The organism is Streptomyces sp. GL_141, from assembly GCF_057834385.1.
The window spans coordinates 2,199,963-2,214,714 of sequence record NZ_CM174402.1; the positions used below are offsets into that span (position 1 = coordinate 2,199,963).

The following is a 14,752-nucleotide window of genomic DNA, read 5'->3' on the forward strand; positions in this document are numbered from 1 at the left end:
CCCGGGCCTCAGCCACCCGAACACTCGACACCCCGGCCCAGGCCACCCGGCCCCGGCCACCCGACCCGAAATCCATCACGGGTCACGCGTCACCCAATGACCAGCCCCAGCTCACCAAGCCCCCGACGACCCCGACGACCCCGCCCCTGGCTCCCCGCCCCCCGGCGGCACCACGCCCGGCTCCCCGGAAGCCACAGACCCCGCAGCAGCCCGCTCCCCGCCGTTGCCGGCGACTCCGCCGCCACCCCCGGCTCCGCCCCCGCCCCCACGACCACCCGCGGCACCACACCCATCCGCCGCACCACGCCCACCCGCCGCCCCACGGCGACGACGGCCACCCACCGGCCCCGGCACACAGTGCACGGGCAGCAACCCCAGCCCCCACCCGCCGACAGCGACCGCCCCCTCCACCGGCCCGGCCTCGGCCGGTGCCAGCACGAGCCGCAGCACGGCCCACCACCACAGGACGCCCACCGACAGCGCGAGGGCCAGACCCACGGGTATACCCAGCAACCGCCGCACGGCCACCTCCAGGGGCCGGAGACCCGAACGGGCCCATCCTCCCGCACCCCGCCCGCACCCGCACCCCCTCGCGCCGACGCCGGAACGCCACCCGCGCGCCCACCGGAGCCACTTCCGCACCCTGAACGGCAAGGAGCCCCGGCCGGCACCCAAGGGCACCGGCCGGGGCTCCGGCCACACTCATACGCTCAGCACACACGCACGCACACGTACACTCGCGCGCGCAGGCCTTCGCTCACGCACGCATCACGCGGCTACGACGTTCACCGCTTCCACGGGTGCCTTGATGGTCACCCGTTCCGGTCCCGTGACCGAGGCCACGGATACCGAATTGAGCATCGGGCGGACCGGTGCGGACACCGGTTCGCTCGCCGCGGCGGACTGGGCCAGCTCGGCGAGCGAAAGCTCGTCGCTGACTTCCCGCATCAGCTCTGACATCCGTACGTCAAGCGCGTCGCAGATCGCGGAGAGCAGCTCGGAAGATGCCTCCTTCTGCCCCCGCTCCACCTCGGAGAGATAGCCGAGCGAAACTCGGGCGGACGAGGAGACTTCGCGCAGAGTACGGCCCTGGCGCTGGCGCTGCCGACGCAGCACGTCACCCAGCAGGCGACGGAGCAGAATCATCGGTGGCTCCCTCCTCTGACCGTGTAGCCGTAACCTTCACGCCCCACCGTACCGCCTCGCGCGGCGGCCGTGCGGGGAGCGATGTCGTGTTCACTCAGGGCTGCAAACATCAAATCCCCCCGTCCTGTTCCGTATCCTGCCCCCGCAGATTCTCGCGGAGTTCGCTCGCGAGCAGCTCGAGCACTGTCCGTGCACTCTCCCTACGGATTTCCGCGCGGGAGCCTTTCAACCTCAGCCGGGCCGTTTTCCTGCCCCCGGGACCCGCGACGGCGATGAAAACGGTGCCCACCGGCTGCCCGTCCTGCGGTTCGGGACCGGCCACTCCGGTGGTCGCGATGCCCCAGGAGGCGCCGAGCACACGCCGCACTCCGGCCGCCATCTCCTCCGCGACCTGCGGGTTCACCGCGCCTTCGGCCTCGAGGAGCCCGGCGTCCACGCCCAGCACCTGGTGCTTCAGCTCGGTCGCGTAGGCCGTGACCGACCCGCGGAAGGACTTGGAGGCTCCCGGCACGGCCGTGAGCTCCGCGGCCACCATGCCGCCGGTCAGCGACTCCGCAACCGCAACCGTACCGTTACTCTCCGCGAGGAGTCGCAACACATCGGCCGCAACCGCCCCACTGTCCTCAGCACCTCCTGCGGCGCCTTCGGCATTCCGCGCGGCTTCACCGGCCACCGAAGAACCGCCCGTCTCTTGCAGCACCGCGTCATCCCCCGGCAGGTTCACCGCGCGGCACGCTCCGCGGCGAGACCCTTGCGCCGGAGCACGACGGCCTGGCGGATGTAGTCCAAACCGGTGACGACGGTCAGGACGACGGCGACCGCCATCACCCAGAACCGCAGCGTCGCCAGCGGCCCGGTCAGCGCGAGCACGTACATGCCCACGGCCGTGCCCTGGGCCAGGGTCTTCAGCTTCCCGCCCCGGCTCGCCGGAATCACTCCGTACCTGATGACCCAGAAACGCATGAGCGTGATCCCGAGTTCCCGGCCGAGGATCACCCCGGTGACCCACCAGGGCAGATCGCCGAGCCAGGACAGACACACCAATGCCGACCCCATGATCGCCTTGTCGGCGATGGGGTCGGCGATCTTCCCGAAGTCGGTGACCAGGTTGTACGTACGGGCCAGATGCCCGTCGAAGATGTCGGTGATCATGGCGACGGCGAACGCCGCCCACGCCAGAGCCCGCCAGACGGGGTCATAGCCCCCGTCGGCGAGCAGCAGCATCACGAATCCCGGCACCAGGACCAGCCGGATCATCGTCAGGATGTTGGCGATGTTCCACAGGCTGGCCTGATTGACCGCCGCGGCGCCCAGCTTCGCGCCGGGCGCGGGCCGGCGGCCGGTCCCGCCCGCCGCAGATGCCGGGGCTCCGGTCATCCGGCCGCCTCCTCAAGATCCATGCCCAGGGGCTCCGCCACGAGGTCCACACCCAGGGTGCCGACCACCTTCGCGGTGACGATACGCCCCGGGACCAGGCCCGCGCCGTCCGTGAAGACGACCTGGCCGTCGGTCTCGGGTGCCTGGTGGGCGGCGCGCCCGTAGGCACCCTCGCCGTCCTCGGCCTCGTCGATCGGGACGACCGTCTCGACGAGCACCTCCAGCGTCTCCCCGATCCGCTCCTCCGCGCGCTGCGAGGTGAGCTCCTCGGCGAGGCGCTGCATGTGGGCGAGGCGCTCGGCGATGGTGTCGGCGTCCAGCTTGTCCTCGTACGTGACGGCCTCGGTGCCGTCCTCGTCGGAGTAGCCGAAGACGCCGATGGCGTCGAGCCGCGCGCTGGTCAGGAAGCGCTCCAGCTCGGCGAAGTCCGACTCCTTCTCGCCGGGGAAGCCGACGATGAAGTTGGACCGGACGCCGGCCGTCGGGGCCTTGCTGCGGATGGTGTCCAGCAGTTCCAGGAACCGGTCGGTGTCACCGAAGCGGCGCATGGCGCGCAGCACGTCGGGGGCCGAGTGCTGGAAGGAGAGGTCGAAGTACGGGACGACCTTGGGGGTCGAGGTGAGTACGTCGATCAGGCCGGGCCGCATCTCGGCGGGCTGGAGGTAGCTGACGCGGACGCGCTCGATGCCGTCCACCTCGGCCAGCTCGGGCAGCAGGGTCTCCAGCAGGCGGATGTCGCCCAGGTCCTTGCCGTACGAGGTGTTGTTCTCGGAGACCAGCATGATCTCCTTGACGCCCTGCTCCGCGAGCCAGCGCGTCTCGCCCAGCACGTCGCTGGGGCGGCGGGAGATGAAGGAGCCGCGGAAGGACGGGATGGCGCAGAAGGAGCAGCGCCGGTCGCAGCCCGAGGCGAGCTTGACCGAGGCGACCGGGCTCTTGTCCAGGCGGCGGCGCAGGGGCGCACGCGGACCGGAGGCGGGCGCGACGCCCTCCGGAAGGTCCTCGGGGGCGGCTGCCGACTCCTCGACGGGCGTCGACTGGGCGTGCCCCGGGAGCGCCACGTCGGCGTCCTGGCGCTGCGCCGGGCTGATCGGCAGCAGCTTGCGCCGGTCGCGCGGGGTGTGCGAGGCGTGGACGCCGCCGTTGAGGATGGTCTGGAGGCGGTCGGAGATGTCGGCGTAGTCGTCGAAGCCGAGTACTCCGTCGGCCTCGGGGAGCGCTTCGGCAAGTTCCTTGCCGTAGCGCTCGGCCATACAGCCGACGGCTACGACGGCCTGCGTGCGGCCGTGATCCTTGAGATCGTTGGCCTCCAGCAGGGCGTCTACGGAGTCCTTCTTGGCGGCTTCGACAAAGCCGCAGGTGTTGACGACGGCTACGTCCGCATCGGCGGCGTCCTCGACGAGCTCCCAGCCATCCGCCGCCAAGCGGCCTGCGAGCTCCTCCGAGTCCACCTCGTTACGGGCGCAGCCAAGAGTGACAAGGGCGACGGTACGGCGTTCGGGCATGGACTCAAGACTACTTCGTCCCGGCGCCGGCCCCCGCCTCCCGTCCCGGACGACAAGATCCCCGGGGTGCGGCGCGGCACCCCGGGGATCCGGAACGTTCTATTCCCTGCTGGTCAGCCTGCTGATCAGCCCGCTTGGGCCTGGCCCTGACGCGGGTCGTCCTTGGTGTATGTGAGACGTTCCACCTGTCCGGGCTGGAACTCGTCCTTGATCTCCTTGCCGTTCACGAAGAGCGTCACGACCCCGGCATCGCCGAGCACCAGGTCGATGGACTCCTTGTCCGTGAACGTCTTCGACTGACCCTCTTCGAGGGTGCCGTCGAAGAGGAGCCGGCCACTGTGGTCCTTGGCCGAGATCCAGCTCTCGCCGTCGTTGGCCGTCAGGACGACCGTGACGAGGTCCTTGGGCGCGGCGGCGATGGCGCTGTCCGAGGGCTCCGGCTTGGGAGCCGTCGGCGCCGGCGGCGCCTGGACCGAGGGCTTGGACGCGTTGGGGGTGGGTGCGGGCTTCGGCGCGGCGGAACCCTCCGCCACCGGCCGCTTGGTCTTGTCGTCGGCGCCGCCGAAGGCCGTGAAGCCGACGAAGCCGATCACGGCGACGATGGCGGCGACCATGGCGGCGGTCCAGTTGGGCCGCTGCCGTTCGGGGCGGATCCGCTCGGCTTCGAACATCGGCGCGGCGGGGGTGGGTGCCGGCCGGCCGCCGTGGGCCGCGTCATAGCTGTCGATCAGGGGTTCCGGATCGAGTCGTACGGCACGGGCGAGCGTACGGATGTGGCCGCGGGCATAGACATCGCCGCCGCAGCGCGTGAAATCGTCGGATTCGATCGCGTGCACGATCGGAATGCGCACGCGGGTGGTGGAACTGACCTCGTCGACAGTCAGCCCGGCGGCGATCCGGGCCTTCTTGAGGGCCGTCCCGATGGACGGCTCTTCGACGGAACGTTCGACGAGGCGGTCCTCGGACCGGTCGTCGGTCGAAGGCCGCTCTTCTTCGGGGGAGTTGGCGTTGCCGATGGACACGAGGGCGCCTTTCGAGCGTGTAGCCACCTGCTGGAAGTCCAGTCTAGGGGGGTGACGAAAGGGTGGAGCAACCGGAGGGGCGCCTCCCTACGCCATACGAATGGCCAAGGGGCTCCCGCCCGGTGCGGCGACCCGGAACGGACCGCCACCTCCCTCAACTAGACACGCGACCGGGGGAAACGGTTGCCCCCGATCCTTTGCCCATTACTCGGGAGTCTCCCCCCGGATCACCGCGAGCACGCCGTCCAGCTCGTCGGCCTTCAGCAGGACGTCGCGCGCCTTCGACCCCTCGCTCGGTCCGACGATCCCCCGCGACTCCATGAGGTCCATCAGCCGCCCGGCCTTCGCGAACCCGACCCGCAGCTTGCGCTGGAGCATCGAGGTGGACCCGAACTGTGTGGAGACCACCAGCTCGGCCGCCTGGCACAGCAGGTCCAGGTCGTCGCCGATCTCCTCGTCGATCTCCTTCTTCTGCTTCTGCCCGACGGTCACGTCGTTGCGGAAGACGGGAGCCATCTGGTCCTTGCAGTGCTGCACGATCCCGGCGATCTCGTCCTCGGTGACGAAGGCGCCCTGGAGGCGCACCGGCTTGTTCGCGCCCATCGGCAGGAACAGCCCGTCGCCCTTGCCGATGAGCTTCTCGGCACCCGGCTGGTCGAGGATGACCCGGCTGTCGGCGAGCGAGGAGGTGGCGAAGGCCAGCCGCGAGGGCACGTTCGCCTTGATCAGACCGGTCACCACGTCCACCGAGGGCCGCTGGGTCGCGAGCACCAGGTGGATGCCGGCCGCGCGGGCCAGCTGGGTGATGCGGACGATCGAGTCCTCGACGTCGCGCGGAGCCACCATCATCAGGTCGGCGAGCTCGTCGACGATCACCAGCAGGTACGGGTACGGGCTGAGCTCCCGCTCGCTGCCCGGCGGCAGTTTGATCTTGCCGTCGCGGATCGCCTTGTTGAAGTCGTCGATGTGCCGGTATCCGAAGGCCGCCAGGTCGTCGTAGCGCAGGTCCATCTCGCGCACGACCCACTGGAGGGCCTCGGCGGCCCGCTTGGGGTTGGTGATGATCGGCGTGATCAGGTGCGGGATGCCCTCGTACGCCGTCAGCTCCACGCGCTTGGGGTCCACGAGCACCATCCGGACGTCCTCCGGGGTGGCCCGCACCATGACCGAGGTGATCAGGCAGTTGATGCAGGAGGACTTTCCGGAACCGGTGGCTCCGGCGACCAGGACGTGCGGCATCTTCGCCAGGTTGGCCATGACGTAGCCGCCCTCGACGTCCTTGCCGAGCGCCACCAGCATCGGGTGGTCGTCCTCGGCGGCGTCCGCCAGCCGCAGGACGTCCCCCAGGTTGACCATCTCGCGGTCGGTGTTCGGGATCTCGATGCCGACCGCCGACTTGCCCGGGATCGGGCTGATGATGCGCACGTCGGGCGAGGCCACGGCGTAGGCGATGTTCTTCGCCAGCGCCGTGATCCGCTCGACCTTCACGGCCGGGCCGAGCTCCACCTCGTAGCGGGTCACCGTCGGGCCCCGGGTGAAACCGGTGACCTTCGCGTCGACCTTGAACTCCATGAACACGTTCGTCAGCGAGGCCACGACCGCGTCGTTCGCGGCGCTGCGGGTCTTGCCCGGCCCGCCCTTCTCCAGCAGGTCCAGCGAGGGCAGGGAGTACGTGATGTCCCCGCGCAGCTGGAGCTGCTCCGCGCGGGGCGGCAGCGCCTGGGTCTCGGGCGGGGCCTTGGTCAGGTCGGGAACCGACAGCGTCCCGGAGGCCGCCGCGGTGGTGTCGTGCGGCGGGGCCGCGGCATCGGCGGACTTCTCCTCCCGGGCGGCCTTCTCCTCGCGGGACGGCCCCTCCTCCCGGGCCGCCGGGACCGGAGCGGTGATCTCCGTACCTTCGCGCTCCACCGAGATGCCCTGGGTGAGGTCGGCGACCAGCGGGGAGGGCGGCATCCCGCCGTACACCACCCCGTCCAGCGCCGCGGCGGCCGCCGCGGCCACGTCGACGGCGTCCATCCCGCGGTCCATGGCCGGCCGGCCCGCGGCCCGCCGGGGGCGCCGCCGCCGGGCGAGCGCCTCCTCCTCGGCGGCCTCCGCCGGGTCTCCGGACCCGGCAGCGCCGGAACGGGCCCGCCACTGCTCGGCGTCATGCCGGTCCTGCCGGTCCGCGGCGGCCGAGGCCGCGCCCGCGGAGTCCCCGTACTCGTCGTCATATTCGTTCGGAGCGATGACCCCGAGGCGGATCCCCGCGCTGCGCAGCCGCTGCGGGATCGCGTTGACGGGGGTGGCGGTGACCACCAGCAGCCCGAACACGGTGAGCAGCACCAGCATCGGCACGGCCAGCGGCGCGCCCATGGTGAAGATCAGCGGCTTCGAGGCGCCCCAGCCGATCAGCCCGCCGGCGTTCTGCATGGCGGTGGTGCCCTCGTCGCGCCCGGGGGCTCCGCAGGCGATGTGCACCAGCCCCAGGACGCCGATGACCAGCGCCGAGAGCCCGATGCCGATGCGGCCGTTGGCGTCGGCCTGTTCGGGATGGCGGATGAAACGTACCGCCATGACGCCGAGCAGGACCGGCACGAGCAGGTCGAGCCGCCCGAAGGCGCCGGTGACCAGCATGGTCACCAGGTCTCCGACGGGCCCGCTCAGGTTCGACCAGGTCCCGGCGGCGACGATCAGCGCGAGCGCGAGCAGCAGCAGGGCGAGGCCGTCCTTGCGGTGGGCCGGGTCGAGGTTCTTCGCCCCCTGGCCGATGCCGCGGAAGATCGCGCCGACCGCGTGCGCGATGCCGAGCCAGAAGGCGCGCACCAGCCGCAGCACTCCCCCGGTGGGGGACGGCGCGGGCTTCGGCGCGACCTTCTTGACGGGGCCGCGCTTGGCGGCGGGAGCCGCCTTCTTGGCGGGCGGCTTGCGCGCTGGGGCAGCCTTCTTCGCCGGCGCCGTCGTACGGCCGGTGCGGCCCTTCGCGGTGCCCGCCGTGCTCTGGGAACCCTTACCGGACGTACTTGAGGCCATGCGCCCGAGGTTACCGGTGCGCGCGCCGGTGGACACGCGTGCCCACCCCTTCACCCGTTCGTGTCGTTCCGGGTCTGGAGTGGGAGACGCCATCGGGCTCGGCCCGTACCGGCGGCCCGCCCTGACGCTCCGCCAGACCTGACGGCCCGCCAAGCGGGCCCGCACGCACCCCTCCCGGGTCGCGAGCGGCCTCCGCGGCCGGGAACCCCAGCCGCACGACTCAGCCGTACGACTCAGCCGTACGACTCAGCCGTGCGCGGGCAGTACGGGAGCCCCGCCGCCGGTCCCCGGCTCCAGCGCGTCGAGCGCCCGGCGCAGCCCGGTGAGCTTGCGCTCCAGGTGCGCCGCGGTGGCCACCACCGAGGGATCGGCCGCTTCTTCACCGAGCTGCTTGGTCAGCGCCTCCGCCTGCTCCTCCACGGCGGCGAGCCGCGCGGAGAGCTCGGCCAGCAGGCCGGCCGTCTCCTTGGAACCGTCCACCGCGCCGTTGGAGCCGCCGCCCTCCAGCTGGAGCCTCAGCAGCGCCGCCTGCTCGCGCAGTTGGCAGTTCTTCGTATACAGCTCGACGAACACCGAGACCTTGGCCCGCAGCACCCACGGGTCGAAGGGCTTGGAGATGTAGTCCACCGCGCCCGCCGCGTACCCGCGGAAGGTGTGGTGCGGACCGTGGTTGATCGCCGTGAGGAAGATGATCGGGATGTCCCGGGTCCGCTCCCGCCGCTTGATGTGCGCGGCCGTCTCGAACCCGTCCATGCCCGGCATCTGCACGTCGAGCAGGATGACCGCGAAGTCGTCCGTCAGCAGCGCCTTGAGCGCTTCCTCCCCCGACGACGCCCGGACCAGTGTCTGATCGAGCGCGGAGAGGATGGCCTCCAGCGCCAGCAGATTCTCCGGCCGGTCGTCGACCAGGAGGATCTTGGCCTTCTGCACCATGCCCTGTCCTCCTCGCCCCGGCATGGGGCCTCCCCGGCTCCTGGCTCCGGCCTGTGCGCCGGGCCCCGCCCCAGAGGACGGCATCCTTGCGCCGTCCGTCCTTGTGCCGGTCATCGTAGCCCCAGTCCCGAGATCGCCACACCCTGTCACCAAGATGTCACAGCGCACGAAGCGGAAACGTGGTGGAAGGGCAGAAGGTTCCCTCGGGAGTCCCCCTCCGCCCGCCCGGTCACGCCCCGGCCCCGCGCATGTGCCCTTCCATGACCGACAGTAGGTAGTCGGGCTCGACCGGCTTGGTCACGTAGTCCGAGGCACCGGACTCGATCGCCTTCTCCCGGTCGCCCTTCATGGCCTTCGCCGTCAGCGCGATGATCGGCAGCCCCTCGAACTGGGGCATCCGCCGGATCGCCGAGGTCGTCGCGTACCCGTCCATCTCCGGCATCATGATGTCCATCAGCACGAGCGCCACGTCGTCGTGCTGCTCCAGGACCTCGATGCCCTCCCGGCCGTTCTCCGCGTACAGCACCGCCAGACCGTGCTGCTCCAGCACGCTGGTCAGCGCGAAGACGTTGCGCACGTCGTCGTCCACGATCAGCACCCGCTCGCCGTGGAAGTCGTACGTCCGCGGCGCCTGGGGCAGCGGCTCCTCCACGGACCACGCGTCCGCGTCGCCCTGCCCGGGCACCTCCGCCCGCAGCGGCGGCTCGGCCATCGCCTTGCGGCGCCGCCGGAACAGCGCGGAGGACCCCTGCCCGACCGGTTCCCCGGCCCGCGGCAGCGCCATCGGCGTCAGGGGTCCTACGGGGCCCTGCGCCACCGGCGCCGCCGGCAGTTCGGGCCGGACCTCCTCGGCGGCCGGACGGCGGTACAGCTCCCCGCGCGCCCCGCCGGGCGTCGGCGGCGCGTACCCCTGCGGGGGCAGCTCGCTCGGGTGCAGCGGCAGGTACAGCGTGAAGGTCGACCCGCGCCCGGGCTCGCTCGCCGCGTGGATCTCCCCGCCCAGCAGCCGGGCGATCTCCCGGCTGATGGAGAGGCCCAGGCCGGTGCCGCCGTACTTGCGGCTCGTGGTCCCGTCGGCCTGCTTGAACGCCTCGAAGATCACCAGCATCTTGCTCGCGGCGATCCCGATCCCGGTGTCCGTCACCGAGAAGGCGATCAGGTCGGCGTCGGCCTCGCGCAGCGAACCGGCCTCCAGGAGCTGCTCGCGGATCGCGATGGGCACATCGGTCCCGGCGGGCCGGATGACCAGCTCCACCGCCCCGGTGTCGGTGAACTTCACCGCGTTCGACAGCAGGTTGCGCAGCACCTGGAGCAGCCGCTGCTCGTCGGTGTGCAGGGTGGCGGGGAGCTCCGGGGAGACCCGTACCGAGAAGTCGAGCCCCTTCTCCGCGGTCAGCGGCCGGAAAGTGGCCTCCACGTAGTCGACGAGCTGGACCAGCGCGATCCGCGTCGGGGAGACGTCCATCTTCCCGGCCTCGACCTTCGACAGGTCGAGGATGTCGTTGATCAGCTGGAGCAGGTCGGAGCCGGCCCCGTGGATGGTCTCGGCGAACTCCACCTGCTTGGGCGAGAGGTTCTCGTCCGCGTTGTCGGCGAGCAGCTTGGCCAGGATCAGCAGGGAGTTGAGCGGGGTCCGCAGCTCGTGGGACATGTTCGCCAGGAACTCGCTCTTGTACCGCATCGAGACCGCGAGCTGCTCGGCGCGCTCCTCCAGGACCTGCCGGGCCTCCTCGATCTCGGTGTTCTTCACCTCGATGTCCCGGTTCTGCTGGGCCAGCAGCTCGGCCTTCTCCTCCAGCTCGGCGTTGGCCGCCTGGAGGGCCTTCTGCCGGTTCTCCAGCTCGTCGGAGCGCTCGCGCAGCTGCTCGGTCATCTCCTGCGACTGCTTGAGCAGCATCTCCGTCTTGGAGTTGACGGAGATGGTGTTGACGCTCGTACCGATCATCTCGGCGATCTGGCTGAGGAAGTCCTTCTGGATCTGCGTGAAGGGCTGGAAGGAAGCCAGCTCGATGACGCCGAGCACCTTCCCCTCGAAGAGCACCGGCAGCACGATCACGTGCGCGGGCGGGGCCTCGCCGAGCCCCGAGGAGATCTTCAGGTAGCCGGGCGGGGTGTTCTCGATGAGCACCATCCGCTTCTCCTCGGCGACCATCCCGATCAGTCCCTCCCCCGGCCGGAAGGAGATGGGCATCTGCCCGCCGGCGTACGCGTAACTCCCGCGCATCCGCAGCTCGTACGAGCCGTCCGCGCCCCCGTCGGTCCCGATCTCGGTGGTGCCCCCGGTCGGCAACGCCAGGAAGAACGCCCCGTGCTGCGCGGAGACCACCGGGGTCAGCTCGCTCATGATCAGCGAGGCCACGTCGTCCAGCTCGCGGCGGCCCTGCATCAGGGCGGAGATGCGGGCGAGGTTGCCCTTGAGCCAGTCCTGCTCCTTGTTGGCCAAGGTGGTGTCGCGCAGGTTGGCGATCATCGTGTTGAGGTTGTCCTGGAGGACCTGGATCTCGCCGGCGGCGTCCACGTCGATCTTCAGGTTGAGGTCGCCGCGCGTCACCGCGGTGGCCACGGCCGCGATGGCACGCACCTGCCGGGTGAGGTTCCCGGCCATCTCGTTCACGGACTCGGTCAGGTCCCGCCAGGTGCCGTCCACGTCCCGGACCCGCGCCTGGCCTCCGAGGATGCCCTCGGTCCCCACCTCGCGGGCCACGCGGGTCACCTGGTCGGCGAAGGAGGAGAGCTGGTCGACCATCGTGTTGATCGTGGTCTTGAGCTCCAGGATCTCCCCGCGCGCGTCGATGTCGATCTTCTTGGTCATGTCGCCCTTGGCGATGGCGGTCGTGACCATGGCGATCTGCCGCACCTGGCCGGTGAGGTTGGAGGCCATGAAGTTCACCGAGTCGGTGAGGTCCTTCCAGGTCCCGGAGACCCCGGGCACGTGCGCCTGGCCGCCGAGGCGGCCCTCCGTACCCACCTCGCGGGCCACGCGCGTGACCTCGTCGGCGAAGGAGGACAGGGTCTTGACCATCGTGTTGACGGTGTCGGCGAGCTGCGCGACCTCGCCGCGCGCCTCGACGGTGACCGTCTTGGTCAGGTCGCCGTTGGCCACCGCCGTCGACACCTGCGCGATCCCGCGCACCTGGGCCGTCAGATTGCCGGCCATGGTGTTGACGTTGTCGCTGAGGTCCTTCCAGATGCCGGTGACCCCGCGCACCCGGGCCTGACCGCCCAGGATGCCCTCGGTACCGACCTCGCGGGCCACCCGCGTCACCTGCTCGGCGAAGGAGGACAGCTGGTCCACCATCGTGTTCACGGTGGTGACGAGCTCCAGGATCTCGCCCTTGGCATCGACGGTGATCTTCTTGGAGAGGTCTCCCATGGCGACCGCCGTGGTCACCTCGGCGATGTTGCGCACCTGCGAGGTCAGGTTGTTCGCCATGAAGTTGACGGACTGGGTGAGGTCCTTCCAGGTGCCGGAGACACCCTTCACCTCCGCCTGGCCGCCCAGGATGCCCTCGGTGCCCACCTCCCGGGCCACCCGGGTCACCTGCTCCGCGAAGTTCGAGAGCTGGTCCACCATCGTGTTGAGGGTGTTCTTCAGCTCCAGGATCTCGCCCCGGGCATCGACCTCGATCTTCTGCGACAGGTCGCCGCGCGCCACCGCGGTGGCCACCTGCGCGATGTTGCGGACCTGCGAGGTCAGGTTCCCGGCCATGCCGTTCACCGAGTCCGTCAGGTCGCGCCACACGCCGGCCACACCGGGCACCTGCGCCTGACCGCCGAGCCGGCCCTCCGTACCCACGTCCCGGGCCACCCGGGTCACCTGCTCCGCGAAGGCCGAGAGCTGGTCGACCATCGTGTTGATGGTGTTCTTCAGCTCCAGGATCTCGCCGCGGGCGTCCACGTCGATCTTCTGGGAGAGGTCGCCGCGGGCCACCGCCGTGGTCACCTGGGCGATCTGGCGCACCTGGGAGGTCAGGTTCCCGGCCATGAAGTTGACGGAGTCGGTGAGCTCCTTCCAGGTGCCGGACACCCCCTCGACCCGCGCCTGGCCGCCGAGCCGGCCCTCCGTGCCCACGTCCCGCGCCATCCGCGTGACCTGGTCGGCGAAGGAGGACAGCTGGTCCACCATCGTGTTCACGGTGTTCTTCAGCTGGAGCATCTCGCCGGAGACGTCGACCGTGACCTTCTGCGACAGGTCGCCGTTGGCCACCGCCGTCGTCACCTGGGCGATGTTGCGGACCTGCCCCGTGAGGTTGCGGAAGGCGGTGTTCACCGAGTCGGTGAGGTCCTTCCACGTCCCGGCCGCGCCCGGCACCTGCGCCTGCCCGCCCAGTTCGCCTTCGACGCCGACCTCACGGGCCACCCGCGTCACTTCGGCACCGAAGGACTGGAGCTGGTCGACCATCGTGTTGACGGTGTTCTTCAGCTCCAGCATCTCGCCGGCCACGTTCACGGTGACCTTCTGCGACAGGTCGCCGTTGGCCACCGCCGTCGTCACCTGGGCGATGTCGCGCACCTGGGTGGTGAGGTTGCGGAAGACCGTGTTCACCGAGTCGGTGAGGTCCTTCCACGTCCCGGCCGCGCCCGGCACCTGCGCCTGCCCGCCGAGCAGGCCCTTCGCACCGACCTCGCTGGCCACGCGCGTGACCTCGTCCGCGAAGGTCCGTAGGGTCTCTGTCATCTGGTTGATCGTTTCGGCCAGCTGCGCGACCTCGCCGCGCGCGCTGACCCGGACCTTCTGCGACAGGTCGCCGTTGGCCACCGCCGTCGTCACCTGGGCGATGCCGCGCACCTGGGCCGTGAGGTTGCCGGCCATGGTGTTGACGGAGTCGGTCAGGTCCTTCCACACGCCCGCGACCCCGGGCACCTTCGCCTGGCCGCCGAGCTCACCCTCCGTACCCACCTCACGGGCCACGCGGGTCACCTCGGAGGAGAACGAGGAGAGCTGGTCCACCATCGTGTTGACGGTGTTCTTCAGCTGCAGCATCTCGCCGGCCACGTGCACCGTGACCTTGCGCGACAGATCGCCCTTGGCCACGGCCGTCGTCACGAGAGCAATGTCACGCACCTGGGCGGTGAGCCGGTACGCCATCGTGTTGACGGAGTCGGTCAGATCCTTCCAGGATCCGGACATTCCGCGCACCTGCGCCTGGCCGCCGAGCTTGCCCTCGGTACCGACCTCCAGCGCCACCCGCGTCACCTCGTCGGTGAACGCGGAGAGCTGGTCGACCAGGTTGTTGACCGTCCGCCCGACCTTCAGGAACTCCCCGCGCAGCGGGTGCCCGGCACCCTCCGCGGCCTGGGTCCGCAGGTCCATGCGCTGGTCGAGATCACCCTCGGCGACCGCCGACAGCACCCGGCCCACCTCGGACACCGGCCGGGCAAGGTCGTCCACCAGCTGGTTCGAGGCGTCGATCGCGGCCGCCCAGGAGCCCTCGCAGGCACCTGTTTCCAGCCGTTCGCTGAGCTTGCCCTCGCGGCCGACCATCCTCCGCACCCGGGACAGCTCCCCGGTCAGGTGGAGATTGCGGTCGGCGACCTCGTTGTAGACGGCGGCGATCTCCGCCATCACCCCGTCGCCGGACACCGTCAGCCTCTTGCGGAAGTTGCCGTCCCGCATCGACACCAAAGCCGTGAGCAGCCTGTTCAGGGCCGCGGTATCGACTTCCGTCGTCACGCCCCGCCGGGAGCGCCCTCCCTTCGGGCGCGTTCCCGTACGCCGCACCGCCGCGCCAGCCTCCACCGTGTCCCTCCCGAAAG

8 protein-coding genes are annotated in these 14,752 nt (G+C 70.6%); all 8 read right to left on the reverse strand.

The window, feature by feature from the left end; translation table 11 throughout:
- Window positions 1-768 precede the first annotated feature (768 nt).
- Window positions 769-1,146 (reverse strand): helix-turn-helix domain-containing protein, encoded by a 378-nt coding sequence (locus AC3IX6_RS09225; protein WP_274549825.1) that lies wholly within the window; start codon window positions 1,144-1,146, stop codon window positions 769-771.
- A 109-nt stretch (window positions 1,147-1,255) separates the two neighbouring features.
- Complete coding sequence (locus AC3IX6_RS09230) at window positions 1,256-1,744, reverse strand: CinA family protein (RefSeq protein ID WP_489371384.1); 489 nt, start codon at window positions 1,742-1,744, stop codon at window positions 1,256-1,258.
- Between the two features lie 122 nt (window positions 1,745-1,866).
- Window positions 1,867-2,523 (reverse strand): CDP-diacylglycerol--glycerol-3-phosphate 3-phosphatidyltransferase, encoded by a 657-nt coding sequence (gene pgsA / locus AC3IX6_RS09235; RefSeq protein ID WP_250751772.1) that lies wholly within the window; start codon window positions 2,521-2,523, stop codon window positions 1,867-1,869.
- A complete protein-coding gene (gene rimO, locus AC3IX6_RS09240; RefSeq protein WP_489369737.1) occupies window positions 2,520-4,028 on the reverse strand; it encodes a 30S ribosomal protein S12 methylthiotransferase RimO in 1,509 nt (502 codons plus the stop codon). Before rimO ends, pgsA begins: the two co-directional genes overlap by 4 nt.
- A 125-nt stretch (window positions 4,029-4,153) precedes the next feature.
- Window positions 4,154-5,050, reverse strand: coding sequence for a helix-turn-helix domain-containing protein (locus tag AC3IX6_RS09245; RefSeq protein WP_489369738.1), 897 nt, complete (start codon window positions 5,048-5,050; stop codon window positions 4,154-4,156).
- Window positions 5,051-5,254: 204 nt separating this feature from the next.
- Window positions 5,255-8,062, reverse strand: a complete 2,808-nt coding sequence (locus tag AC3IX6_RS09250; RefSeq protein ID WP_489369739.1) for an FtsK/SpoIIIE family DNA translocase — start codon at window positions 8,060-8,062, stop codon at window positions 5,255-5,257.
- Between the two features lie 246 nt (window positions 8,063-8,308).
- A complete protein-coding gene (locus AC3IX6_RS09255; protein ID WP_250751754.1) occupies window positions 8,309-8,995 on the reverse strand; it encodes a response regulator in 687 nt (228 codons plus the stop codon).
- A gap of 229 nt (window positions 8,996-9,224) precedes the next feature.
- A complete protein-coding gene (locus AC3IX6_RS09260) occupies window positions 9,225-14,735 on the reverse strand; it encodes a HAMP domain-containing protein (protein ID WP_489369740.1) in 5,511 nt (1,836 codons plus the stop codon).
- Window positions 14,736-14,752 lie beyond the last annotated feature (17 nt).